This is a genomic window from Thermogladius sp. 4427co, from assembly GCF_051933805.1.
Lineage (GTDB): Archaea > Thermoproteota > Thermoprotei_A > Sulfolobales > Desulfurococcaceae > Thermogladius.
Genome location: NZ_CP196893.1, coordinates 433007 through 457415, shown reverse-complemented (window position 1 = coordinate 457415; position 24409 = coordinate 433007). Strand labels below are relative to the sequence as shown.

27 protein-coding genes, 2 tRNA genes and 1 pseudogene are annotated in these 24409 nt (G+C 46.2%); 14 read left to right on the top strand and 16 right to left on the bottom strand.

The genetic code is table 11. The features are described from left to right. Positions 1–38 precede the first annotated feature (38 nt). The gene (locus tag ACSU1N_RS02455; RefSeq protein WP_440060034.1) at positions 39–404 is read right to left on the bottom strand and encodes a hypothetical protein; all 366 of its coding nucleotides are present in this window, start codon (positions 402–404) and stop codon (positions 39–41) included. A 136-nt stretch (positions 405–540) separates the two neighbouring features. After that, complete coding sequence (locus tag ACSU1N_RS02450) at positions 541–1245, bottom strand: nucleotidyltransferase family protein (RefSeq protein WP_440060033.1); 705 nt, start codon at positions 1243–1245, stop codon at positions 541–543. A 113-nt stretch (positions 1246–1358) separates the two neighbouring features. Here ACSU1N_RS02450 and ACSU1N_RS02445 point away from each other — a divergent pair. Further along, positions 1359–1431: transfer RNA gene (locus tag ACSU1N_RS02445), tRNA-Phe, on the top strand. A 21-nt stretch (positions 1432–1452) separates the two neighbouring features. Continuing rightward, positions 1453–2046, top strand: a complete 594-nt coding sequence (locus ACSU1N_RS02440; protein WP_440060032.1) for an archaemetzincin family Zn-dependent metalloprotease — start codon at positions 1453–1455, stop codon at positions 2044–2046. Between the two features lie 51 nt (positions 2047–2097). Here the strand turns inward: ACSU1N_RS02440 and ACSU1N_RS02435 are convergent, their stop codons facing one another. Beyond that, positions 2098–2568, bottom strand: coding sequence for an archease (locus tag ACSU1N_RS02435; RefSeq protein ID WP_440060031.1), 471 nt, complete (start codon positions 2566–2568; stop codon positions 2098–2100). A gap of 88 nt (positions 2569–2656) precedes the next feature. Here ACSU1N_RS02435 and rbcL point away from each other — a divergent pair, with 88 nt between their 5' ends. The 11 genes from rbcL to ACSU1N_RS02380 all read left to right on the top strand — a co-directional run bounded on the left by rbcL (position 2657) and on the right by ACSU1N_RS02380 (position 12712). Further along, positions 2657–3991: a type III ribulose-bisphosphate carboxylase gene (rbcL, locus tag ACSU1N_RS02430; RefSeq protein ID WP_440060030.1), complete on the top strand. Its 1335-nt coding sequence runs from the start codon at positions 2657–2659 to the stop codon at positions 3989–3991. Between the two features lie 70 nt (positions 3992–4061). Further along, positions 4062–4703 (top strand): phosphatase PAP2 family protein, encoded by a 642-nt coding sequence (locus ACSU1N_RS02425; protein ID WP_440060029.1) that lies wholly within the window; start codon positions 4062–4064, stop codon positions 4701–4703. Positions 4704–4741: 38 nt separating this feature from the next. Continuing rightward, positions 4742–4825 (top strand) — tRNA-Ser (locus tag ACSU1N_RS02420). A gap of 83 nt (positions 4826–4908) precedes the next feature. Continuing rightward, a complete protein-coding gene (locus tag ACSU1N_RS02415) occupies positions 4909–5415 on the top strand; it encodes a magnesium-dependent phosphatase-1 (RefSeq protein ID WP_440060028.1) in 507 nt (168 codons plus the stop codon). 64 nt (positions 5416–5479) lie between these two features. Further along, positions 5480–6694: a threonine ammonia-lyase gene (gene ilvA, locus ACSU1N_RS02410; RefSeq protein WP_440060259.1), complete on the top strand. Its 1215-nt coding sequence runs from the start codon at positions 5480–5482 to the stop codon at positions 6692–6694. Between the two features lie 14 nt (positions 6695–6708). Continuing rightward, complete coding sequence (locus ACSU1N_RS02405; protein WP_440060027.1) at positions 6709–7854, top strand: glycosyltransferase; 1146 nt, start codon at positions 6709–6711, stop codon at positions 7852–7854. Between the two features lie 54 nt (positions 7855–7908). Beyond that, positions 7909–8868 (top strand): glycosyltransferase family 2 protein, encoded by a 960-nt coding sequence (locus tag ACSU1N_RS02400; RefSeq protein ID WP_440060026.1) that lies wholly within the window; start codon positions 7909–7911, stop codon positions 8866–8868. A 221-nt stretch (positions 8869–9089) separates the two neighbouring features. Further along, positions 9090–10337 (top strand): glycosyltransferase family 4 protein, encoded by a 1248-nt coding sequence (locus tag ACSU1N_RS02395; protein WP_440060025.1) that lies wholly within the window; start codon positions 9090–9092, stop codon positions 10335–10337. Positions 10338–10467: 130 nt separating this feature from the next. Next, complete coding sequence (locus ACSU1N_RS02390; protein WP_440060024.1) at positions 10468–10656, top strand: hypothetical protein; 189 nt, start codon at positions 10468–10470, stop codon at positions 10654–10656. Next, positions 10656–11363, top strand: coding sequence for an MBL fold metallo-hydrolase (locus ACSU1N_RS02385; RefSeq protein ID WP_440060023.1), 708 nt, complete (start codon positions 10656–10658; stop codon positions 11361–11363). The genes ACSU1N_RS02390 and ACSU1N_RS02385 overlap by 1 nt, the downstream gene beginning before the upstream one ends. A gap of 143 nt (positions 11364–11506) precedes the next feature. Further along, complete coding sequence (locus ACSU1N_RS02380) at positions 11507–12712, top strand: chloride channel protein (protein WP_440060022.1); 1206 nt, start codon at positions 11507–11509, stop codon at positions 12710–12712. A 126-nt stretch (positions 12713–12838) separates the two neighbouring features. On the opposite strand, the gene ACSU1N_RS02375 is transcribed toward ACSU1N_RS02380, so the two are convergent. From ACSU1N_RS02375 to ACSU1N_RS02360, 4 genes and pseudogenes are all read right to left on the bottom strand, one after another. After that, positions 12839–13267 (bottom strand): nucleotidyltransferase domain-containing protein, encoded by a 429-nt coding sequence (locus ACSU1N_RS02375; protein ID WP_440060020.1) that lies wholly within the window; start codon positions 13265–13267, stop codon positions 12839–12841. Further along, on the bottom strand, positions 13242–13640 hold the full coding sequence (locus ACSU1N_RS02370) for a HEPN domain-containing protein (RefSeq protein ID WP_440060019.1): 399 nt from the start codon (positions 13638–13640) through the stop codon (positions 13242–13244). The genes ACSU1N_RS02375 and ACSU1N_RS02370 overlap by 26 nt, the downstream gene beginning before the upstream one ends. Before the next feature lie 346 nt (positions 13641–13986). Continuing rightward, a pseudogene (locus tag ACSU1N_RS02365) lies at positions 13987–14673 on the bottom strand (NAD-dependent epimerase/dehydratase family protein); the annotation flags it as partial. A gap of 10 nt (positions 14674–14683) precedes the next feature. Further along, the gene (locus ACSU1N_RS02360; protein ID WP_440060018.1) at positions 14684–14908 is read right to left on the bottom strand and encodes an NAD-dependent epimerase/dehydratase family protein; all 225 of its coding nucleotides are present in this window, start codon (positions 14906–14908) and stop codon (positions 14684–14686) included. Between the two features lie 261 nt (positions 14909–15169). Between ACSU1N_RS02360 and ACSU1N_RS02355 the strand changes: the two genes are divergently transcribed. Beyond that, the gene (locus ACSU1N_RS02355; protein WP_440060017.1) at positions 15170–16333 is read left to right on the top strand and encodes a hypothetical protein; all 1164 of its coding nucleotides are present in this window, start codon (positions 15170–15172) and stop codon (positions 16331–16333) included. Between the two features lie 251 nt (positions 16334–16584). On the opposite strand, the gene ACSU1N_RS02350 is transcribed toward ACSU1N_RS02355, so the two are convergent. The 9 genes from ACSU1N_RS02350 to ACSU1N_RS02310 form a co-directional block, all read right to left on the bottom strand. Continuing rightward, positions 16585–16980: a hypothetical protein gene (locus tag ACSU1N_RS02350; RefSeq protein WP_440060016.1), complete on the bottom strand. Its 396-nt coding sequence runs from the start codon at positions 16978–16980 to the stop codon at positions 16585–16587. Between the two features lie 566 nt (positions 16981–17546). Continuing rightward, complete coding sequence (locus ACSU1N_RS02345; protein WP_440060015.1) at positions 17547–18422, bottom strand: nucleotidyltransferase family protein; 876 nt, start codon at positions 18420–18422, stop codon at positions 17547–17549. Then, complete coding sequence (locus ACSU1N_RS02340; RefSeq protein ID WP_440060014.1) at positions 18404–19009, bottom strand: hypothetical protein; 606 nt, start codon at positions 19007–19009, stop codon at positions 18404–18406. Before ACSU1N_RS02340 ends, ACSU1N_RS02345 begins: the two co-directional genes overlap by 19 nt. Before the next feature lie 113 nt (positions 19010–19122). Beyond that, positions 19123–19680, bottom strand: a complete 558-nt coding sequence (gene rfbC / locus ACSU1N_RS02335; protein WP_440060013.1) for a dTDP-4-dehydrorhamnose 3,5-epimerase — start codon at positions 19678–19680, stop codon at positions 19123–19125. Between the two features lies 1 nt (position 19681). Continuing rightward, the gene (gene rfbD, locus ACSU1N_RS02330; protein WP_440060012.1) at positions 19682–20584 is read right to left on the bottom strand and encodes a dTDP-4-dehydrorhamnose reductase; all 903 of its coding nucleotides are present in this window, start codon (positions 20582–20584) and stop codon (positions 19682–19684) included. A 4-nt stretch (positions 20585–20588) separates the two neighbouring features. Further along, positions 20589–21581: a dTDP-glucose 4,6-dehydratase gene (gene rfbB, locus ACSU1N_RS02325; RefSeq protein ID WP_440060011.1), complete on the bottom strand. Its 993-nt coding sequence runs from the start codon at positions 21579–21581 to the stop codon at positions 20589–20591. A 9-nt stretch (positions 21582–21590) separates the two neighbouring features. Beyond that, positions 21591–22673: a glucose-1-phosphate thymidylyltransferase gene (locus tag ACSU1N_RS02320; RefSeq protein WP_440060010.1), complete on the bottom strand. Its 1083-nt coding sequence runs from the start codon at positions 22671–22673 to the stop codon at positions 21591–21593. Between the two features lie 396 nt (positions 22674–23069). Further along, a complete protein-coding gene (locus ACSU1N_RS02315; RefSeq protein ID WP_440060009.1) occupies positions 23070–23321 on the bottom strand; it encodes a coenzyme F420-0:L-glutamate ligase in 252 nt (83 codons plus the stop codon). Further along, entirely contained in the window at positions 23296–23667 is a 372-nt protein-coding gene (locus tag ACSU1N_RS02310; RefSeq protein WP_440060008.1) for a coenzyme F420-0:L-glutamate ligase, read from the bottom strand. Before ACSU1N_RS02310 ends, ACSU1N_RS02315 begins: the two co-directional genes overlap by 26 nt. Between the last annotated feature and the right edge of the window lie 742 nt (positions 23668–24409).

The window sequence follows — 24409 nt, the reverse complement described above, 5'->3', positions numbered from 1 at the left end:
TAGCGTACCGTAATACTACCATAGTAGGGTGCCGGAGACTACGCTGTCCTCTCTTCCTCCGGTTCTCCACGCCTCCTACTCTCGTTTCTCACAACCTGCATAACGTAGTCTATGAATTTCCTAACCTCTTCCAACTCTTCGTCGGGTATGTTAGCTATCTTACGGTTCTTGTTCTTGTTTGTCAATAGTTTCAATAGCATTAGCCTCCCTAATGCCGTCTTCGTACTTATCTTCCCCTCCACCCAGTCGTGCCATATAGCGTTCGCTATACCGTAGAATTCCGGTATACTATCTAAACCGGGTTCGTTGATGTCGATGACTTCCTTGCTGAGGTATTTATACCTCTCTTCTTTCTCTTTCTCGCTTAGAATCTTCGTCTTGGATTCGATATATTTATGGACCAATCAAGCCACCTTGTATAATATTTCCCTTCTAAACAGAAATATTTTACTCAATGTTTTAACCAGGGTTCTCCAAATATATTATGTCGATGATGAGAAGAGGGTCTCATGAAAACGTGATGTAAGCCGGAAATGCTGATTAAAGCTCTCCTTTTAAAACATTTGTTATTATCTGAGCCGCCTCCTCGAGGTCTTTATGGGTGTCTACTGCTTTCCAGAATACGTTCTCGTACCTGACGACGCCTAATACTCCTTCCTCAGCCATCTTAGGGAAGGCTGTTTTCTCGAGGTCTCCTCGCTCCGGGAAGTACTTTAGGCTCTCGGGCCTTAGAGCGTAGACTCCTGCGTTAATCCAGTAGTCGGTTAGAACAGGTTTCTCAATGAATCCTACTACCATGTCTTTCTCGATCTTTAAGACCCCGTAGGGGCTCGGGAGGGGGATAGAAGCTATAACCCCTTTCAACCTACTGTCTTCTTCGAGCCTAGCCACTAGCTTCCTAGGGTCTAGGTTGGTTAGTATATCCCCGTTTAAGACGAGGAATACTTCTTCTTTAGATAAGACGTGTTCGGCATTCTTTACAGCCCCGCCTGTGCCGAGAGGCTCGTCTTCTATAACATACGTTATCTTAACACCGTGCCTAGAGCCGCTTCCCAGGTGCTCTATAAGCTTCTCCTTCTTATATCCTGCTAGTATGACTAGTTCTCTAACACCATGCTTCTTAAGCCATTTAATCTGCCAGTCGATGATCGCTTCGCCAGCTACCTGTACCAGGGGTTTCGGCACATCCTCTGTGTAGGGACGGAGCCTCTTCCCGAAGCCTCCTGCTAGTATTGCGGCAATCAATCCTTTAAACCCCTATATTGTATATGGTGCCCGAGAATAAAACGTTAGCACTAGGTAAGATAGTGTACGCTAGAAAGTGTTAAAAATCCCTTCTACGAGATAAATATTTAAGAGCCGCCGTAGCTCAGCTGGGAGAGCGCCCGGCTGAAGACCGGGATGTCCGGGGTTCGAGTCCCCGCGGCGGCATTTTATCCTAGCGGTGGTTGCTTGCTGGAAGTATTTATTATACCGCTTACAACAGCCGGGGTGGTAGAATACATTGGGTATATAACATCTAGTGTAAGGGAGAGCTTCTCGAGAGCCGGCCTCGAACTAGATATTGTAGAATGGCCTGAAACAGTTAAGCCAAGCCTGAAATGCTACGACTGGGCACGCCTCCAGTACCTTGCCAGTTGCCTTGTAAACGAGTTATACGAGTACTTCACCAGGCTTAGAGTAGCCGGTAGCAAATACGTTATCGGGATCGGGGAGGTAGACGGGTACGAGCCTGGTTTAAACTTCGTATTCGGCCTCGCGGTACCAGCTAGGAAAACCGGGGTAGTATTTACGAAGAGGCTGAGAGAGGAATACTACGGTAAGAAGCCGAGCTACGACCTCTACGTTGAGAGAGTTATCAAAGAAGTTGTACACGAACTAGGCCATTTGCTAGGCTTAGACCACTGCGATTATAAAAAGTGTGTTATGAGCTTTAGTAATAGCATCCTAGACGTCGACTATAAGGAAAGGTTTTTCTGCGAGAAATGCTCGCTGAAACTAAGAGAACTCCATGCTCACCGAGGCATCCCTCGGGTAGTGTATTAGACCGGGCAACGTCTTCAACAAGGGTTTGCATCGACTGGTTTAAGCAAGCAACTATATATCTAGTACTACGTACGCCTCCCACTCATCGCTTTTCAGAATCCTCATTAGGCTATATGTGACTGCTTTAACCTCAACCCTGCCTTCATGCCTCCCCGGGTCGAATACCTCGCCTAGACACCTTCCTTCAATCCTATAGTAGGCTTCTCCACTAGCCTTTCTTATCTCAAACCTCTCAGCCGAGACACTACCGCATACTATTCTCTCAGCATAGTATAGTGTGAGGAGGTTTTCAAGCCATTTATACAGTAGGTTTTCTAGGTCGAACCCTTCTGCTTTAACTTGTTTTTCTACAACCGGCCGGATACTATTAGTATCCACCATCGCTTCGAAAAGGGCTATACCCGCATTCTCGAAGAGACTGAGGAGGTCTACCCCCCTAGCCCTAACGTACACATCGCTAGTATGCTCTAGGAAATCAAATCTTCCTTTAGGGTCGCTGTATACAATTTTTTCCTGAGCCAATGTATACAACCTCAAAATATACCGTCTATAGAAATAGTTAGTATTTATCCGGGTAAAAAGAGTTATTTATAGGATAGAGGTGTATTACTTGAGCAAAGCAGGCTTCGAACCCTATCCTGAATACGTGGATAAGAACTATACGCCGGATCCGGATACTCACGTCATAGTGACATTCAGGGTTAAGCCAGCCCAAGGCTTTACGGTTGAAGACGCTGCGGGAGGCATCGCAGCTGAGAGCAGCACTGGGACTTGGACTACGCTGTTCAACTGGTATGATACGAGCAGGGTTAAGAAGCTTAGTGGGAGAGCATACTATTTCAAGGATTTGAAAGACGGCTCCTACCTCGTGAGGGTAGCCTACCCCGTAGAACTCTTCGAAGAAGGGAATATGCCGGCGTTCCTCGCGAGCGTAGCAGGCAATATATTCGGGATGAGAAGGGTCGAAGGGTTAAGGGTTGAGGACATATATCTTCCGAAGAGCTTCCTCGACTACTTCAAAGGACCTTCTAAAGGGGTTAAAGGTGTCAGGGAGATATTCAGGGTCTACGACAGGCCTATCGTAGGGACAGTGCCTAAGCCTAAGGTAGGCTATACACCGGAGGAGGTCGAGAAGCTCGCTCTAGAACTTCTCATGGGCGGTATGGACTATATCAAAGACGACGAGAACCTGGCTAGCCCTAGTTTCTGCAGGTTCGAGGCTAGGGCTAAGTCTATTATGAAGATTATCGATAAAGTCGAGAAAGAAACCGGTGAGAGAAAAGTTTGGTTCGCTAATATAACAGCCGATGTCAGAGAGATGGAGAAGAGGCTTAAGCTTGTAGCAGACTACGGTAACCCGTATATAATGGTCGACGTTGTAATAACAGGCTGGTCTGCTCTAACATACATCAGGGATCTTGCCGAAGAGTACAAGCTCGCGATCCACGCTCACAGGGCTATGCACGCTGCTATGACTAGGAACCCGTACCACGGTATCTCAATGTATACCCTAGCCAAACTCTATAGGATCATAGGGATGGACCAGTTGCACATAGGTACTGCTGGAGCAGGCAAGCTGGAAGGGGCTAAGCTAGATGTTGTTAGGATTGCGAAAATGATTAGATCCGAAGAGTTCACGCCAGACCCTGACGACGAATTCCATCTGCCACAGAAAATGTACCATATCAAACCTATGATGCCGGTGTCTTCTGGAGGCTTACACCCAGGCAACCTCCCAATAGTTATTGAAGCGCTTGGCACAGACCTCGTCCTACAGATCGGTGGGGGTACTATAGGACACCCTGACGGCCCGAGGGCTGGGGCTAGAGCTGTTAGGCAGAGTCTAGAGGCTATAGTCAAAGGGATACCGCTAGAAGAGTATGCTAAAGAACATAAAGAGCTTGCTAGAGCACTTGAAAAATGGGGTTTTGCAAAACCGATCTAGCCCACTAACCTATAAGTTTTTATTTTTTTCGAACACTAATCCTTGTTTAAGCGTCTAGCAGGGATTATTATTGGGGTACCATGGTAAGAGGGTTGTCATAAAACTAGGTGTAGCAGTAGTAGTGTTTACACTGGTATCTATCACCGTAGTACTAGGGTTCTTCAAGCCTCTAGACGAAGGCGTCTACCAGCACCTGTCCTGGAGGAATATGCTTGTAGAAGCTTTCTCGGCTACTGCAGACATAGTTTTTCTCGTAGCCGTATGGCTGGTGCTAGTAGCTGCCGACATAGCGAGATTCAAGCGCGTATCGCTACACAGCCTTGAACTAGGCCTACTGCTATTCATAACCGTTCTGCTAGATGCGTCTCTCAAACTCTTATTCAGGATACCTAGGCCTGGGCTAGCTAGTATCCCATCGGGCAACGTATTACTGTCGATAGACTACTACGGCTACCCATCCGGCCATGCGACCAGGGCTTTCGCGATAGCCGTTCTCGAAGGGAAGCGTAGAGGTATAGCTAGCGCCCTATTCTATGCCTGGGCCCTCGGGATCTGTTTCACAAGGCTACTACTAGGCGTTCACTGGTTTAGCGATGTATTAGGCGGGGTAGTAGCAGGGTTTATAGCGTATTATACAGCAGAGATCCTCCTAGGTCCGGTTCTAGCGCTAGCGGGTCTCGTGGGATTAGGCGGATTAGTTAGGAAGCAGTAATTGTTTAAAGCGTGGGATTCTAAATAAATTATTCCGGAGCCGGGGTGCCCGAGCGGCCTAAGGGGCTGGCCTTGAGAGCCAGTGGGCTCTCGCCCGCGCGGGTTCGAATCCCGCCCCCGGCGCTTGCTCCAGTAGTAGACTTCCACCGGTAAGAAGCATCCGGAACCCGGTGCCTGGATGTAGCGTTCAACCCACCATAGTGGTAGTGGGCCTCGTGGGAGTGAAACTAGTATTCGTAGACCTTGATCTAACGCTCTGGGACCACGTTGATGCAAGCAGTCTTAAACCACCGTTTGTAAACCAGGGTGTTGACTGCGTAGTAGATAGTTCCGGAGGCAGGCTATGCCTATATCCTTGCGCTAGGGAATTCCTCGCCTATCTCCGTAGCAAAGGGGTTATTGTATCATCCTTGAGCTGGAATAACCCAGTTATCGTCGAGGGTATAATGCGCGGGCTCGGGATATACGAGTATTTCGACTACCACGGGATTGAGAATACGCCTGATAAACATATTATAGCCCTCGGAATCCTGAAGAGGGTGGTCGTGGAGAAGGGTATTATTATCGAACCCGGGGAGATAGTCCTCATAGACGATAACGAATCCTACTATAGGATGCTGTCGGAGAGTATTGGAGGAGTCAGGTATCTCAAGCCGGGAAGGGATTTCAGGGATTTCTGCGAGCTGATAAACTGGTTTAGACAATACGGGTAGGAATCTAACAGCCTGCTACTAGTTAAATACTTGTTTCCTAGATAATATTGGTGGCGTAGTGTTTATGGGCAGCCTGCTCGATTCTATCTGGGGCTTGATCCAGGATGCTACGAGGGTAGTCTACGAAGGTGTCCACAAGACTCCTCTAGTCTATAATACGACTTTCTCTAGGATGACCGGTAACGAAGTCTACTTGAAGCTCGAGAATATGCAGAAGACTGGTGCTTTCAAAGCTAGAGGAGCATTCTACAAGATCTATAGGCATATAGAGGAGGCTAGGGAGAAGGGTGTTGTAACTGCTTCAAGCGGGAACCACGCCCAGGGTGTTGCATACGCTTCATCAGTTCTCGGGGCTAGGGCTACGATTGTAATGCCTGAGACAACACCTATATTCAAAATCAATGCTACGAAAAGCTACGGGGCTGAGGTAGTACTCTACGGTAGCGTATACGATGAAGCCTACGAGAAAGCAGTTGAGATAGCAAGAGAGAAGAAGGCTCTATTCGTCCACCCTTTCAACGACCCCGAGGTTATAGCGGGACAGGGGACTATCGGTGTAGAGGTATTCGAGCAGTTAAGCGATGTCGAAACAGTATTAGTCCCGATCGGGGGAGGGGGCCTGGTGTCAGGAGTGGGCGTGGCATTGAAGAAGCTGAAGCCTAGTGTTAGGATTATAGGTGTGGAGCCAGAGAATGCGGCTAAATACTATGCTTCAAGGCTTGAAGGCAGGATTGTTAAGATAGAGCCTAAGCCTTCGATAGCAGACGGTGTTGTAACAAAGAGCGTCGGGGACCTAACGTTCCAGGTCATGGGCGAGGTAGTAGACGATGTCGTTAAAGTAGACGAGGATTCTATAGCTAGAGCAATATACCTGCTGCTAGAGAGGGCTAAGATACTTGTCGAAGGGGCGGGCGCGTTACCCCTGGCAGCTCTTTTAAGCGGTTACCTAGAGAACCAGGGTAGGAAGATAGTTCTATTGCTGAGCGGAGGGAATATCGATTTAACAACCCTCCACAGGATTCTAATGAAGGGTTTCACGGGGGAGGGCAGGGTAGCCTCTCTAAAACTCATGCTGAGGGATATCCCAGGGCAGCTCCTCAGGGTTCTCGACGTCTTGTACAGGTATAGGTGCAACGTCATAGATATTAGGCACGATAGGATGAGCCCTATCCTACCAGTCGGTTACGCTCTAGTAGAGGTTGTATTCGAAGTACCGGATAAAGACGTAATCGCAGGCGTGAGGAGAGAGCTCGCCGGGGTAGGGGTTATAGTAGAATAGTAGTGGTGTCCGTATTGGAGGTTGTTATAGTACACCCGCTGATAGAAGTAGGCGGGGGAGCCGAGAAGCTAGCTATAGAGATGCACAAGGCTTTCCTAGAGCTAGGCTTCGAGAGCAGGATACTGACTTTCTACCTCGATAGGGAGAGGCTTGAGGAAGCTATACGCCTCCTATCCCCGGGTTTCACACCCAGGCTTGAAGCAAGGCCTCTGCCAGCAGGTGCCAGGTTCCTGGACACAGCTCTGAGAACAGTCTCCGGCGGTAGGATGACTAGGTTTAGGAGGGCTATTCTAGCAGGCGAGATAATTAAGAGGCTTGATAAGAGCGAGGGCCTCATCGTAGACACTTCGTCGCACCTACCCACTCCTGTCGACATAGCTTACATACACGTACCTCTCATAATGCCCGGGGGTAGGAGAGGGTTCGCATACAGGGTCTACGAGCGTGTCCTCAAATGGGTTGCAGACTCTGTCTCCGGGACTCCCAGGTTAGTATTAGTGAATAGTAGCTGGACTAGGGATGTGTTCTTGAAAACCTACGGGGGAGGGTTCAGGGTCGAGGTGCTCCACCCTCCAGTCGACGTAGAATACTTCAGGGGAGAGGAGGGGGTTAGGGAGAAGATTATTGTTACAGTATCGAGGTTTAGCCCGGAGAAGAAGCTTGAAAGCATACTAGAAGTTGCTAGAGTACTGGGAGACTACGAATTCTTTATCGTAGGGTCTGCTACGAGGAAAGGCTACTCCTACGCTCTAAAGCTGAGGGAGAAAGCCGAGTCTATGGGGCTGGGTAATGTACGTATAGTCGTGAACATGCCTAGGAGCGGGCTCAGAGACCTCTTGCGGAGGGCTTTATTCTACCTGCACCCGCCATACCCGGAGCACTTCGGCCTATCTGTTGCGGAGGCTGTAGCAGCAGGGGCTATACCGGTAGTCTACAGAGACGGCGGCGCCTGGACGGATATAGTTTCCAGGATAGACCCGGGCCTAGGATACACTGATATCTCGGAAGTCCCCAGGATTATAAGAACTGTCGAGAGAAGCCCTGAACTAGCACGTAGCATAAGGGGGAAGGGTATAGCACTAGTAGAAGGATTCGGGTACTTTAGGTTTAAGACGAAGCTGGGCGAGGTATTAAACCGGTACGGGCTAGGTTATAAATAGTAGTCTCGGCAGGGCTACTATATACCGCCTATATAAACGCATGGGGTCGCGACTATGAAGGTGTGTATTTACGGCACGGTCTACAATAACGCGGAGTGGGTTGAGGCTTCTGTAAAAAGTGTTTGGAGGCCTGATGCTGAGATTGTAGTCGTAGACAATTACTCTACTGACGGGACATGGGAGAAGCTTCTAGAGCTTAGGAAGGACTACAACCTTAGAGTATACAGGTATAAGTGCTCTAGGGGGCTTGGAAGGCATATAGCATTATATAAATGCCCTGAGAATAGCGTAGCATCCTATTTCGACCTCGATACTATCTACAACACTAACTTCCACAAGGCTATAGATGCTTACGAAGAGTATGGTAGTGTAAAATATATTGGAGGCCTGGTTGTATCCCGTGAAGAAGCCTTGAAGAAGGGCGGGTGGAGAGACCTCAATGCAGGAGAAGACACTGAGTTCGCTGTTAGAATGAACCCTAGGATTGTAGCCCCTGTCCTCGCAGGGGTAAATGCTGCCCTGGAACTCAAAGGAGTATTTAGAGAGAAGAGGTATGCGAATAGGCTAGGGTATTTGAAAAGGCTTATTAAAATGCATGTAGATGGCGTTAGAGCAAGCGGCTTCAATATATGGGAGATTTTAGAATACAGGTCTAAGAGGCTAATAGCATTACTGCCGGTTGTAGCCCCGTGGACTTTCAGAAACTATAGGCTGATAAGTGCTATGGATAACGCCTCACTAGATTTCGCTATAGGGTTATTTAGGCTGGTAGATCCGAGAACCCTTGGTATGGATGATTCTACGCTACTGGTAATTTTCAACTACAGCCTGGTTAAAAAGATAAAAGGTGGAGAGGAAGCAATCGAGAGAGTTATTAGAGAGAGGCTTGGTAGAGGGCTCTATAGAATCAAAACTAAGAGTAGGAGCTTCTACTTAATGTACGTCAGGGATCCCCGCGTATTTTATAAAATCCCAATGCCTGCTCTAAAAATTGTCGGGTTGGACAGAATATAGTAGGTAGAATATTGTGAACATAATTTACATAATATTGTATAATACAGTAGTATACCAATACCAAAAGACCTGCCATTAGAGCAGGGATTAAACCACTATACAAGGAGAAATATTTTAAAGAACGATTTCATAGTTTTTGAGTAGAAGGCTTTGCCGCAAGCTGTTATACAGCGTTTTCGATTCAAATACCATGTATAGTATTTAATAGAGGGGTGCGTTAATTGGCTAATAGGGCTACTATTGCTGTCGTTACCGAGCCTCTTACACCGTTTTCGGGAGGAGCTATTAGAGCGCTGAAGTCTATAGAGGCTTATAGGAAAAGCTTCAATATTCTCATCTACGAGCTGGTTAGGACTAAATCCGATCCTACTTCTTCTAGGGATAGGGATGTAGTGAAAGTATACAGTAGCCCTGTTCTAAGAGCTCTTTTCAAGTTGAGGCTCGAATTCCTCCTAGGGCTGACGCCTAATAGTATTTCGAAAAGGATGGTAAGGATTGTGGGAGATGCGTCAAAAACAGAGGTAGGGGCCGTAGTCTCCCTCCACGAACGTCTCGAATTCCTCCGCCTAGGCTCTATTCTGAGAGACGAGTATGAAGCTAAGTCAGCGGCACTACTGCAATTACCGGTGTTTATCAGGGATAGGAGGAGGCGGGAGGAGATTGTAAGAGCTTATGATAAGTGGTATTCAGCCCTCTACCCAGGCTCTGTTAAAGAGCTGGCTGGGAGGGCTAGGACAAGGCTTGAGCTCGCTGTTTCGAGTAGTAGGAGTGTAGCTAGGCTCCTCCGTAGCTACGACCTGCTGATCTCTGTGAGCAGGTCTATTGGTTATGAAATGGGGCCTGAATGGGAGTCTAGGATACACGCTCTAGACCCTGGGGTGGGCCTCGACGAGGTAGACCTCGGTTTAATCAAGACAGTTAGAGAGAGGGGTGTTAAAGAAGATTTTATCGTTTTCGGTGGCAGGATAGACGCTCTCAAAGGCTTTATCGAGGGTTTAGAAGTCTTCAAGGCGATTACTAGATCCTACAGGGATATCAAGCTAGTAGCTACAGGACTGGTGAACGCCTCCCTGAGAGATAGGATAATGCGCTATGCTAGGAGAATTGGTTTAGAAGGCAAGCTAGTCTTACCAGGCGCTGTCCCCAGGGTAGAAAGGTTTAGGTATATTGCGAATGCAAGGCTGGTGATATACCCTAGCCATATGGATTCCTACTCCTACGCTGTCCTAGAAGCCCTCTACCTAGGAACCCCTGTAGTAGCCTACGATATCCCCGCTCTGAGATTCAACTATGAAGGTGCTGAAGGCCTAGTCCTAGTAAGGGAGGGGGATGTCGAAGGATTGGCTACTGAAGCTCTAAACATACTCGGGTCCAAGGATATTAAAGTATCCCCTCCTAGGAAGGTGAAGAAATGGGATGAAATAGTGAGGGAAGAAATTTCGCTAATAGAGAGGCTTGTAGAAGGCTAGATGCTTCTACTCGGAGTCGCCCGGTTCGCATCATGCTGGACTAGTATTGTATAGAATAATTTAAATTATCTCGGAGCAAATACTGTAGCTCGAGGATTCAGAGTCTATGGTTACTCCCCGGAGGGTTCTAATGCTCTTACTAGTTCTACTATCCGTCTCTCTACCAGCACTGTTCCTATACTGGGAGAAAACACTAGAGACGACGCCGGCTCTAACAACCCTGTCTGCCACGCTGCCGGGTCACGTGGGTACTAGTACAAGTATTTACTCGGCAACGTATCCTACGGGGGCGTCGGCTACCCGGTTCTACGTCTGGTAGTGCTCGTAGACAATCATGGGGACCCCGAAGGCAGGCTCGGGTCTCCGTGGGGTCTCAGTATTCTAGTCGTGTTGGGTGGGTACAGGGTCTTATTCGATACAGGACCCGATCCTGAAGCCCTCCTAGGGAATGCTAGGATCCTCGGTATCGATCTATCGAGGGTTGACGCAGTAGTAATATCGCATGAGCACGGCGACCACACGGGCGGGCTGGAAGCCTTAGCCCGGGTTAACAAGAGTATCCCGGTCTACATACCAGGGGGGTCTAGCAGGTATTTCAAGGAATGGGTTAGAGGGTTGGGTTTCGAGAGGGTTGTCGAAGTGCCTAATACAACCTTTATCTCCCCGGGGATAGCTGTAGTCGGCCAGTTATACGGCCCGCCTTACGAGGAAGCACTGGCTGTTAGAATACCAGGGTACGGGCTGGTAGTATTAGTAGGCTGCTCCCACCCCGGTATTGAAAACATCGCTAGGAAAGCCTCCCGGGACCTGGGTGAGAGAGTGTACGCTGTAGTAGGCGGGTTCCATATGATCGGCTATTCTAGGAGCGAGGTCGAAGAGGTTTTCAAGGATTTGAAGAGCCTGGGGGCGAGGATTGTTATACCACTCCACTGTAGCGGGGATACTGCTAGAGAGCTCGCTAGGGAATTATTCGGTTTCGACGAGCAAAAAACGGGGCATGTAGGTAGCGTTATAATACTGCCTTAGAGAAGAACGTACTAACCTTCTCCCCGCCCTGAAGGGCATGGCTTTCGGCTGCAACTTCTGTTTGTTGTCGATGCAGTGGTTCTAAAGCCGTGTAGGTTTTATCTACTCCTCACGGTTAATAGATGGTTAACCGGTGAGAGTAGTTGAACAACCGTTTAATGCTCGTTGTCATACTCGTAGGGGTTGCCTCCGGTATTTCCGCGAGATTGTTCTTCGAGAGTGTAGCTTATTTAAACAGTATTGTCGAAGCAAACCCGATCCTCTACTATATTGCTCCTGTTCTAGCAGTCGCACTACCCTACTCTCTAGCAACACTACTCAGGATTTCCTGCGGCGGAGGCTCAGATATCGTCCTCTCGAGGTTCTTCGGCGAAACCGGTGTTTTCGAGCCCCGGGAGTTCCTAGGCTACTTCGCTCTATCAATACTCACAATAGGGTTTCACGGTAGTGGGGGGCCTGAGGGCCCCTTCCTCGTACTAGGTGCCGGTTTGGCTTCGTGGGCGATAGCCCGGGCAGGGGTTGGGGACTGCGAGAGGAGGTATGTGATGCTTGCTGGTGCAGCGGCAGGTATTTCAGCAGCTTTCCAAGCACCTCTAACAGGGATACTGTATGCTCTCGAACTACCGTATAAGAGGGATCTGGAAGCGCCGGCCTTCCTCTATGCAGTAGCCTCGTCTCTAACAGCCTACCTGGTCTCCAGGCTCCTGGTAGAACCCCATATTAGGAGGGGCCCTACCGAAGTCTACGCTCAGTTCGATACCCTAGACCTACTCCTAGCCCTTGTCACAGGTCTTGCGGCAGCACTCGTATCGCTCTTATTCATATGGCTCACGAGGTTTGTCAGCAGGTTTAAAACAATCCACGGTTTTAAAGCAGTAGCCGTATCCTCAATCCTTCTCGCAATCACATTATACTTTGTGCCCCAGTCACGCGGCTTTGGATACGGGGTTTTGAACGAACTCTTCTCCCCGGCAGCCGGGTTCGCTCTCGCAACACTACTAGTGCTACTACTGGCGAAGATTATCGCGACATCGCTTACTGTAGGGGGAGGCGGTTGCGCCGGTCTCTTCCTACCGACTATAGTGATAGGAGTAGTACTCGGCAGAATCCTCTGGGCAGTATTTACAGTACTAGGCTTTAACACGAGCCTAGGCCTGGTGATCGCGCTCTCGACATCAGCTATGCTGGCTGCAGCACATAAAACACTATTAACCTCTATAGCTTTAACAGCCGAAACCCTATACCCCCAATACCTAGTCTCGTCAGCTCTATCCTCTACAATAGCATACGCTCTCGCACTACCATGGTCGCTCCACAAATACCAGAGGGATTCCAGGCGCAGCGCTTAGATAGGCTGGATGTTTAATACCGGGACTAGATGCTTAGGGGATCAGCCGATACCCCCGGTTCCCACAGTGCTTTCGAATACTCTGAGAAGTTCTGGGGGTGAGCATTCTCCTAGTAGCTTCTCCTAACTATTTAATCTGCGGAGCCCTCCTAGGGAGTACTATAGATGTATCTGTTTTTCTCAACCCCTGTCTAACCATTTCGCTGAATTTGTCTAGCAGCTTGTTTAGCTCTTGTGTACTATACAGTATTCTCCCTTCGCTAAGCGCGTCTACGATAATCGGATTCCCTTTTTCAAGCATATTCAATGCTTCTTCCAGCGTATACGGGTGGGGTTCTATAGGTAGCGGTATGTCTTTAAGCGCTTCGAGAACCTCTCCCAACCTCTCTAGATAGGGTTTGGTGAAATAAGCTATTATCAGTATGTCGTAGTCGCTCCAAGGCTTGTAATCACCCCTAGCCCTAGAGCCGAATAAAATTATGGCTATAGGCTTAAACCTATCGATTAATATCCTGACAGCCTCTCCTAGATTACCTGCCGACGACTCTCCTAGCATATTCTACAACCTTTCTAGCGCATTCGATAGCTCTGCGCGAGGTCTCCTCATCGTAAGCCTCGTGCGGTGTCCCAGCCGGGTGGGCGTTTGGATACCTAGAGGGTATGTAGTGTCTATCTAGCTCTCTCGCACAGACCATTAGCTCCTCGGATATGCTAATCCCTCTTGCTTCGGAAAACCTTTGAAGCAACAGCCTTACACTATGGCCCCAGGGGGCTTCATTCACATAGTATAGAAGGGCTTTAGATGCTTTCTCAGCCGCTTGGTGAGAGTAGAAAGCAGCCGCATTATACCTCTTCTCTCTGTGCAGAATCTCTGCTGTCTCTAAATCCCATAGAGCTTCGTCCAGCCAGCGAACAGCCTCATCCCTCAATACTTACACGCCCTGCATACTATACTACGCTAGCATATCTTAAGTTTCTATTAACATTGCGTAAATCATTCGTCTTGATCGACAATTGAGCTAGCATGTTTGCTACAGGTAGGTTCGCCGTTTACATGTTTAACTCTCTAACAGGGTATTCGAGGCTCAGAAACAGAATCCTTTTAAATTCTAGTTCGGCACTAGCGAAGTCTCGCATAGAGAACGGTTGTAGTAGAAAATCGGGGATAACACCTGCCAGTTAAATGAAAGTCAGACCCTTAGGGGTTGTAACATCTATGTTTTCATCGAGTATACAACTGGGAGCCGGCATTTTAGAGCAGAGAGGGGGAGGGGGTCAGCGGGGTATAGTCAGTTGTCTCATATAGTCTAGTACGTGTCTAAGCCCTTCCCCGAGTGGTGTAAACTCTATGTTCATCCTGGACAAGAGTTTTCTAACGTCTGCGTAGCTGTGCCTTATATCGCCAGGCCTCTCTTTCTCGTATACTATTTCAACTCTCTCCCTCCCAGCCAGCCTAGCAATTTCTCTGGCGAGCTGGTTTATTGTAATCGGCTTGCCTGTGCCCACGTTATACACTGTGTTATCGAATAGGTCTCTCTCGATAAACCCGAGTATTATCCTAGCAACGTCTCCAACGTATATGAAGTCTCTTGTCTGGCTGCCGTCCCCGTATACTACTAGGGGCTCCCCCCTCAGGGCTCTTTCAGCGAAAACAGTGACTACTCCTGCGTAAGACGGGTTCTGGCCGGGCCCGTATACATTGAACAACCTCAGGATGACGTATTTGAAACCGTAGAACCTGCTAAACCACTGTAGCACGAGTTCGCCGAGGTACTTGCTTAAACCGTATGGTGAGAGAGGGTTGACAGGGTGCTCCTCGGGGATGGGTAGTCTAATAGGCTCCCCGTAGACGGCAGCAGAGCTCAGGTATATTATTTTAGCTCCAGCGCTCCCGCAGGCATATGCTACTCTAGCAGTCCCAGTAACATTGTTATCGATATATTCGGCAGGCTTCTCAAAAGACTCGGGTACGCTAACATAGGCTGCTGCGTGGACTACTACGTCGAAACCCTGGCATCTGTTGAAAGACCTCGCATCCCCCTGATAATAGGTATCCCAGCAGCCTCCAGCCTCCTGATAGCGATCCTAGAAGCCTCTCAAAGCTGTCGAAGACTACAACATCAAACCCTTTCTCACCGAGGAATAAAGCCAGGTTATGCCCTATGAAACCAGCCCCGCCTGTGACAAGGATCTTCAAGCAGACACTCCTACTAGCACGATATTAGACACTCTCCCAAACACTTAAAACAGCTTGTGGTACTAGAAACCCTAATCCCCTACCATACGACTCTAACCAATTAACAAAGTAGGATGATTTAAGAGACTGTTAAGGTACAGTAGTGCTAAGTACCCTCCAGGTGTCGGATGTTTCAGCGATTACTTAATAAAAATAATTCAAACTAATATATATGATAGAAACAAACAGCCTCTTTAGCCCTGTTATACAAAAGGTGTTGAAATGCCGTCGGGAAAATTGCATAGAGAGATGACAGAAGAAATTCTATCACGGTGTAGGTGGCGGTTTATCGATGAAGAACTTCGAAAGATAATAGTTGAACACGTAGCTGAACCAGATGAGCAAGACAAAAATGATAAAGAAAAAGTTCTAAAGGAAAAATGTGTTTATGAAGGAAAAGAAATTACTCCGGAAGAATGTAGAGAAATATGGCAGAAAATTAAAGAGCTTGAAAGAAGCTACGATACGTGTGTTAAAGAGTACGGATCTGATCATATTGAATGCCTTAAGCTAAAAAAAGAATCTGAAATAATAGAAAAAGTGCTTAAAATACCAACGCCGTATGAAAAATTTGTGAAACACCATGAAGGGCTTAACGATCTAGCATATAGATACTACTTTGTAAATGCTGTAAGGTGCTATATGCTTGGATTTAAAGAAGAGGCAATGAAGCATCTGGCGAGAGCATTACACTATATTCAAGACGCGCCCCTGAGTAGGCAGCTTATTATGAAAAGCAGTATTACAGAAGAGGTCGTCAAGAGCGAAGAGGACTATCATAATGAATTTGAGAAAGAAATTAGTAAGATATGGCGTAATTCTAAAAACGAATTTCTGATGCGGATTAAGGCCGAGTCATCAAATTCCAACCTTTGTGAGATAGATAATGTGTCTGAGCTTGTACAACCTGTAGATAATCCTAGTGAGATTTTGGAAAAGGCATTATATGCTACATACGTAGTATTGAAAAAATTCGAGTGCGAAATAGAAAGATTGTCGAAGCCGGAATTTATGGAGGGGTTACGTAAGAAGTATGTTAATTCGAAGAAAATTTGCCGGTTTTCTTTCGCAACCCTCTTCGCAGGAATCCTAGTTTTAGTGCTTCTACAAATGATAGCGCCTCATATAACAGAGTTTTCAACATGGTTTGGAGTAATCTTGATCATTTCAGGTAGCATAGGAATAGTTTTATCAAATTGGTTGATAGAGAGCGAGAGAATAGAATTGTATAAGGCTGGAATATTAGATAAACCCCCTAAATTCCTAACGAGTAAAGTTGAATATAGGCAAGGAGAAGCGATCACCATAGAGTTGCTACCATATAGACTACCTTGTAAAAAACACATTGCTAGGGAAAGACCCTTCCACGTTTGTGATTTCAGTTGATTCCTCGCGACGGGCTACTTGTTGATACTTGAAGCACCTGTACGTGGATTAGGCGCGAAAAGCTTGAAATGCTCGGTATCCTCCACTTAATTTTTATTAATTGAAAATAGTAATAATTATCAGAATCAGCCTTACTTGTTTGTGAGTACTGGATCTGGTGGCGGAGCTGGTTATATGTACTTAAATTGGATTATTGCAACTTTTGGAGTACCTTACGAATTAAATATACCATAAAATATCTAAAAAGAAAATTAGCTATATCCAGTGGAGCCTGCTTGTAATATGAAGTTTAATTTCCCTGCATAACTATATTGGTCAGCACCAAGCATAAATCCCCAAGGTATTAATGTTTCATTTTTCATTACTATTAATTCTCTTCCTATAAATGCTGGATTTGCTAAGTATTGTTGTAGCATCATTGTTTCTTGTTCTATTGTTCCAAAGGGGTGTGTATACCATAAGTCTGATGTTCCAGATAATGTTGCTGATAATTTATATCCTGTATTTAATGCGTATGCTAGTTTGTTTAAATCATCTGGATCACTGACAACTACTGTCCAGTATCCTGGGTCAACCTTATCCAATAATATTGTGTTTCCTTGTACAGGTATTTGGACTAAATTAGTTTTGTTTCCTATAACTACCATATAATTCAATGGTATGAATTGTTGACCATTAACAGTAGTACCCATATATTTTTGATTGAATGAATTAATAACATCAACTACCCGATCCAGAGTATTACTTTGTACACTGTATGTTCCTAAACCATGTAAATTACCATGCGGATCATAATAAAATAGATGATATTGTCCATTTTCTTCAGCTTTTAGAAAAACATATTGTGAATCTACTGTTAGTTGTTATGTAGATGGTTGGGAATGAATTGAATGTAGGAAATATAATGCTCCTCCTATTACTAATGCTATACCTATAGCACCAATTATTATAGCCAAAGTTTTAGAAATTCCAAGTTTTCTTTTTTAATGATCTATAATCTTTATCACTTATTGTTCCAGCTCTCTATAATTTTTCAACTTTCTGATATAAAGAAAAATTATAACTTATACCTACCCCCTCTAACATAAGATGATATTTAATTAAAGGTTTAAGAACTATAAAGCTAAACGCCATGGTTAAGTACTAGCCCTGCTAAAACTGTTATTATGGTTTGATAAAATGTGTTTTGTATTAAGTTTTAAACGAGTAATGCTCAGTAACTTCTCCTAGTGAGCTTCCAGTAGATTACGCTACCAGATCTCTCTGTGGCTATGTAACGTAGGATGTTTATTGATGTTGCTCTGAAGAGCGGGTCCCTGGAGAACTTCTCTAGGTAGAGTTTTAGGATTGTGGATGGATGTATTAAGTAGGGTAGCTCTATAGTGCCAATGTCAACAAGTCTGTTTATTTCTATGGAGAGCTTTAAAGAGCTTGAAACCCCTAGTTCTCGGGCTAGCTTGAGGGCTCTGCTATTAACCCACTGCTTAACTGTATAGTAGTCGATGAGGAGGTATAGGTACTCTTTGTAGAAAGCGTGGGCAGCCGCTAAAACAGCTTCAGCCTCTCTAGTCATGCCCCTGACCAAGTAGCCATACAGCTCGAACTCCTCCGTACAACAGTCTAGGAGCTTGTATGTATCTAGGTATACTACCCAGGCGAAGGAGGGGTATGTGTAGAGATCAACTATGAAATCCCTCTTCTTCATGGTTACAGTATAAGGCTCTTTAACCACAACCTCAAACCCTCTCTCCCTAAGTCTTGAGACCGCAGTGGAGATCTGATTAGGGTTGACCATGACATCTAGGTCTACGGAGACGTGTTCCAGAGGCTTCCTAAACTTGTAGAAAGCGTAGCTCAGCCCCTCTAGGGCTTTAGCTACCTCGATGCAACCCCTTATATACCTCCTGAACCTGGCTTCTTCGAGGAGCCACTCCCTATGCAGATAGTCCCTGACTCTCCTCAGGTAGGCTAGGCCTAGCTTGTTCTGCTTTGAGACCTCGGCTAGCTTTAGGATTTCGTCTAAACTGCTTGGAGTATACCAGCCGTCTAAGACTCCGATAAGCTTCTGCGTCAGGCTAGTCTCAGCCAATCTAAAACCCTCGCAGCAACCTGGGCTGGACTATACCTTCCCGTGTCTAGAGAGATCCTAGCGAAGTACCTGGATAAGACTTTATAGACTGCTAGCTCTCTCAGGAGGAAGCCTCTGGGGACGTCGGCTCTCCCAGCTAGCACTTCCGGGTCCGCGTAGAGGTATACGCTGCTTTCTCTCGATGCCATCCTTAGGAGGAATCTGCCGATAAAGCCTGAGACGACACCAGGTTCTCCAAGGGTTGTTACAAGCCATACGGTAAAATCTAGTATGCCTCTATCGCCAACGACCAAGCATACACGTTTAAGGAGGAGCCTGGCTAGCAGGTAGGGTAGGAAGCTCAGGAACTCTATGTGAATCCACAAAGGCTTCAGCTTCCCAGGTAGGCAAACCCTATAGTACGGGTTGCACAAGCCTTGGAAACCTCTGAACCTGGATAGGAAGCGTAGGAGTATAGAAGCGAGGAAATGGCTACCCCTAAACCAGTGGAGGCAGACAACTATATTTCTCGAAGCCAGGTGGTTGTAGAGAAGCTTAGCAGTAGTAGTCTTGCCGGAGCCGTCAGCCCCCGAGAGAACCAACTCCATTTAGCACCAGGCTCGTCAATTTAATTGATTAATACCTCCAGCTCGCTAAAAAGCGCCTGGCCCACTGCCTTGACTCCTCCTACACACTATAATACCTCTCGGATTCTCCTCTTCTAGACCGGGTATTCGAAGTTTATCTCGGCTTCTCTAAGCCTCGGACACTTCTTATCTCTTTCGCTTAGGATAACACCTTCTCTAATAGGCCAGTTTATCCCTATCTCAGGGTCATCCCATAGGATGCATCTCTCTAGTTGCTGGCTATACTCTTTAGTAACAAGGTATAGGAAGTAGGAGTCTTCGAGAGCCTGGAACCCGTGGGCGAACCCGGGTGGTATCCAGAGGGCTAGTCCAGGCTCTAAAACTACTCCAACATACTTTCCGAACCAGGGCGAACCCCTCCTAATGTCTACAGCGACATCGTACACTCTCCCATCGATAACATAGACGAGCTTCCCTTGCTCAGCTGGCTTGAGCTGGTAGTGGAGCCCTCTGACAACGTTTTTCCTCGAGAAGCTTAGATTAGCCTGGGCGAAATCGTATGTTATCCCGCCTGCGTGGAAAGCTGTCTTCTTGTATAACTCTGTGAAGAAACCCCTCTGGTCAGGAAATATAGTGTACTCGACTAGGATGACATCTGGTATCTCAAGCCTCTTAAAGCTTTTGAAAGGCATATCAGACCCCGGATACCTCTCTATAGCTTCTAACAAAGTGTTCGATACTCTCTCTCACACTGGGTAGTGATAAGCCTATCTCCCTAGCCTTCAAAGTATTCAGGCTGGAATCTCTCGGCCTCTTAGCCGCGAGCCTTGCTTCTCGTATAGAGATTGGTATGACAAGGCTTTTATCAGCTCCTACAGCTTCTGCTAGCATAGTCGCGTACTCATACCTAGACATTCTCTCGCCAGCTAAGTGTATTACGCCGTGTACCCCCTTGTCTAAAGCTTCTACAATTCTCTGGGCTAGATGGTAGGCGTATGTAGGGGATAGGTATTGGTCGTAGAAAGCATAGACGCCCTCGCCTCTCACAAGTTTTTCGAGTGCTTGCAAACCGAAATTCTTCTTGCCTGTCGGGCTGTACCCGTAGAGACCGCTGATACGGATAATCAACGCTCTCTCTACTCCTAGTATAGACTGTACTGCTACCTCTCCCAGAAGCTTCGTAAACCCGTAGAAGTTGATAGGATAGGGTATATCCTCCTCTTTATACATACCTCTCTCACCGTCGAATATATAGTCTGTAGAGATATAGACTAAGAAACCCCCTGCTTCTAGAACCGCACTAGCTAGGGCTCTCGTCGCGAGATAGTTGACCCTGTAGGCTACATCCCTGTTTACCTCGCAACCATCGACATCTGTGTACGCTGCCGTGTGTAAAACTATATCGGGCTTTAACTCTTTTAATACAGCTAGTACTTTATCGTATTCCCCGAGGTCTAGCCTAATCCACTCTACCCCGTCTACTGGCGGGGGATTATGTGTGTGGAATGTAGCATATGTTTTAAAACCCTTCTCTCGGAGAATCTTCAAAGCGTTGTAGCCTAGTAGCCCTGTCCCACCAGTAACAAGTATTCTCATAGGGTCACCACGGGTGGTCGGCTAGGACATACCTCTCATCTACTAGCGGTTTCCACCACCATTCGTTCTCCAGATACCATTTTACAGTTAGCCTGAGCCCGGTTTCCAGGCCTACTAGCGGTTTCCACCCGAGCTCTCTTATCTTCGCGCATACCATAGCATACCTCCGGTCTTCGCCAGGCCTAGGCTTCCCGTATACTATAAAGCTCTTAGGCTTACCCATAGCCTCGAGGATTTTCTCAACTATTTCTCTAACAGTAGCATACATATTCCCGCATACATTGTAGATCTCTCTATCAGAGCCTTTCTCGATAACTAGTGTGATCGCCTTGGCAGTATCTTCTACATAAAGCCAGTCCCTGACCTGGCTCCCATCACCGTATAACACCGGGGGCTTATTGTATAATATTCTAATGATGGATCTCGGGATTAGTTTCTCAGGGTGCTGGTATGGGCCGTAGTTGTTGCAGGGTCTTACAATCCTGTACTTCAAACCGTATGTTCTCCCATAGGCTTTAATAAGTAGGTCTCCGGATGCTTTAGAAGCCGAGTAGGGGCTGGAAGGGTTTAGAGCATCTTCTTCAGAAGACTCTCTACTAGTCCCCCATAAATCTCCGTAAACCTCGTCAGTCGATACATGTAGTAGTAGGATGTCATACCCGATCCTCCTCATGGTTTCTAGGATTGTGAATACGCCGACGATATTTGTTTTAATGAATGGAGCAGGCTCGTTAATAGACCTGTCTACATGTGTTTCAGCAGCGAAATTCACTATTACATCCGGCTGGAAGTCTCTGACCATCCTTGTAAAACTCTCCTCGTCCGCAATATCCCCGCGCACGAACTTTATCCTGTCTAAAACGTCTCGGAGGTTCTCTATTCTACCAGCGTAAGTCAGTTTATCGTAGACTATTGTCTCCCAGCCGTACTCGTTTACGATGTGTCTTACGAAATTGCTACCTATAAACCCTGCTCCTCCTGTTACAAGCACCCTCATTTCTAGCACCTAGAGTTGTACACGGCTGTAATCCGATATAACAAGACTTATATCGCCCTGTAGTTCTCTAGAGCATTTAATAATGCTTCTAGAACCGATCACGCTATCGATAAGCCTAGCCTTATTCAAATCTATTTCTGCTCCATCCATTACCAGAGACCTCATAATACTCCCTGACAATACTCTAGCCCCCTGCTCTATTGAGACATAGTGTTCTACGACAGCGTTTCTTTCAACGATAACATCTCTGCCTATATAGGCTGGCCCGTATACAGAGCCTTTGACAATAGCGCCTTTCTCGACGACAACCCTGCCTTTAACATCTCCTTCGACCACCCCTTCTATCCTAGGGTCGGCTCTGTCTAGTAGCAGGTAGACCGCGTCCAGGAGGCCGTCGTATGTACCGACATCTTTCCACCAGCCCGAGACTATAGAGTATGAAACCTTGTACCCGTTGTCTATAAACCACTGGATGAGCTCTGTCACCTCGTACTCCCCCCTCCAGGAGGGCTTCAAGCTCTTGAAAGCTTTCTCGACGAGATCAGGGTCTCTAAACATGTAGACGCCGACTACCGCGAGATCTGATACAAACTCTTTCGGCTTTTCAACTAGTTTAACTATCCTACCATCCCTAACAATAGCTACACCGAAGCGTCTAGGGTCTCTCACCCTGGCTAGGAGGATGTGGACATCACTATTATCCTCAAACCATGTCCTAGCATAGTCCTTGATCCCGTTGCTGAGGATGTTATCGCCGAGATAGACGATAAACTCTCTATCAACGAAACCAGTCTCGATAGCTCTATGGATAGCATGGGCGATGCCAAGCCTCTTCTCCTGCTGTATATAAGTGAATCTCGCGTCGAAACCAGTGCCGTCTCCTAGGATATCTCTGATCATATCGCCGAAATAGCCTACAACAATACCGATATCTCTAACACCGGTAGAAAACAAGTCTTCAATAGGGTACTGGATCATCGGCTTACCCAAGAGAGGTATGAGATGCTTAGGCCTAGAAAAAGTGAAAGGCCTAAGCCTAGAACCCTCGCCAGCAGCTAATACAAGACCTTTTATACTTGAAGCCGTATACAAACACCCTGATAAACATCAAATACCCCTTTCTCTAAAATATTTGTATGTATCTAGGGAGTCCGACCTAATCTCTGTGTTAAAAGCGAGAGCTTTCTTAAAGATAGAAGTGTTTAGCGTTGCACCCTATCGGTTAAAATCATTAAACTTCGTCGAGAACCCCTCTCGACATTAAACGCCTTTTGTGTTTACTATTCTACAGTTGCCAGGCCCTGGATTAGCTGTGAGAAGGGTTTCAGTAAGGTACTCTTGGCGATCTCCTGGGGATCTCCTCGAATATTATTTCTTTCTTCCTTTCGAAAACGTCTTCAACAAATACGTCTTCCATGCTAATTCTCCCCTAGCTAGAAGAGTTATCCTAACCCTATATAGTCTTTCAGGCCTCTTCACAACTAGACATTATCTAGCGAAATCGATCGAACCCCTTGAAAAGAGCTCTGTATCGCAAATCACTACTGGAATATATTTGCCTGTTAATTCACGGATCTTTTCGTGGATTCTCCTAGCAACTTCATTGTGATTCCTCGGAGGTATAACATATGTTTCCGGGGGAGCGTTTGACGAGTCTATGCCTGAATCACTCCATAGCATACCCTCTTTCAAAACTATGAAGAAGTATGGATATTCATCGATAAGTTTTTTTAGCAGCATTAACATCTTCAGCGAGTGAGAAGAGATCAAGTGCCTTGCTATAGACAAGCTCTCTTATAGGAACAACAGCTACAACATCGTCAGACTCTCTTAATATCAGTTCAACAAATCTAGGGTTTAAACCAGTTTTATTCGCTATTCTCAACGCTTCTTTAGATGGCTTGACCTTCTCTTCTTCGATCAACAACCCCATAGACTTTGAAACAATCTTCTCGGTAATAACGAGAACATCTCCATCTAAAAGCTGAACTTCCTGCTCATTAACACACCTAATTATCGCATCAACGATATCATCACCAGGTTTAATCAAAGGCAACTTAATACCTATAATCTCAATTTTATTCATAACAAAACCTCACCAATCGTCCTATTGTTTATTGCTCTTATTCAAATAGAATTATCTCAGCGGCTTCTTCACTAGAAACTCCTATAGTATTATTAAAAGCCTTTCTGCAATCCTCCTCACATCTTCAAAACATTCTTCTGCTCATAAAGCCGTAGTAGAAGTTTGAATGAAGAACCTTACATAAGCGGTAGAGCTACCGTATTCCCTGTTTTTCACTAGACAAAACATCAACTAATCCCCTTAACAAGCTGTGGCTAGAGATAGTCCTTTCTCCAAGTAGTAGGCTTATCGCCGACGCAGTATTGTTCAGAGCCCAAATAACTTTGGAGGCCTTAACAAGCTCGTCTCGTTCCATATAATTTGAGCGATTTTTACACATATTCCTTTGATCTCAACCTTACTCCAAACCCCTCTTTCAAGCCTCCCATAGAATCGAACTAATTATATTGTTATAATGGTAGCAAAGAGCTTACCTTCCTCCTCTATATAGTGACCCTTAATATTACTTTATTTAAAACGCTTCTCATCAGTGGAACCTTGATAATTACTGCCAGTAACACAGTAACTATTGCTATGGTTTGACGTTTAATAACCTCATTAGCAAGTATCCGCAGATCATATTGCCGGCTCTTTTTGTAGTTATGCTATATTAGATTTTGACCGAGAACTAGTTCTTCCGGCTCTACTTCTTTAAGCTAGTTTTATATTCGGTTTTTATATTAGATGTCTTAAATATATCTAG

Coding starts and splice junctions, on each gene's coding strand:
- ilvA (WP_440060259.1), top strand. CDS start 5,480: ATGGGCAGCCTGCTCGATTCTATCTGGGGCTTGATCCAGGATGCTACG.
- ACSU1N_RS02400 (WP_440060026.1), top strand. CDS start 7,909: ATGAAGGTGTGTATTTACGGCACGGTCTACAATAACGCGGAGTGGGTT.
- ACSU1N_RS02390 (WP_440060024.1), top strand. CDS start 10,468: ATGCTCTTACTAGTTCTACTATCCGTCTCTCTACCAGCACTGTTCCTA.
- ACSU1N_RS02375 (WP_440060020.1), bottom strand. CDS start 13,267: ATGCTAGGAGAGTCGTCGGCAGGTAATCTAGGAGAGGCTGTCAGGATA.
- ACSU1N_RS02355 (WP_440060017.1), top strand. CDS start 15,170: ATGCCGTCGGGAAAATTGCATAGAGAGATGACAGAAGAAATTCTATCA.
- ACSU1N_RS02350 (WP_440060016.1), bottom strand. CDS start 16,980: ATGGTAGTTATAGGAAACAAAACTAATTTAGTCCAAATACCTGTACAA.
- ACSU1N_RS02340 (WP_440060014.1), bottom strand. CDS start 19,009: ATGGAGTTGGTTCTCTCGGGGGCTGACGGCTCCGGCAAGACTACTACT.
- rfbC (WP_440060013.1), bottom strand. CDS start 19,680: ATGCCTTTCAAAAGCTTTAAGAGGCTTGAGATACCAGATGTCATCCTA.
- rfbD (WP_440060012.1), bottom strand. CDS start 20,584: ATGAGAATACTTGTTACTGGTGGGACAGGGCTACTAGGCTACAACGCT.
- rfbB (WP_440060011.1), bottom strand. CDS start 21,581: ATGAGGGTGCTTGTAACAGGAGGAGCAGGGTTTATAGGTAGCAATTTC.
- ACSU1N_RS02315 (WP_440060009.1), bottom strand. CDS start 23,321: ATGCTGCTAAAAAAACTTATCGATGAATATCCATACTTCTTCATAGTT.
- ACSU1N_RS02310 (WP_440060008.1), bottom strand. CDS start 23,667: ATGAATAAAATTGAGATTATAGGTATTAAGTTGCCTTTGATTAAACCT.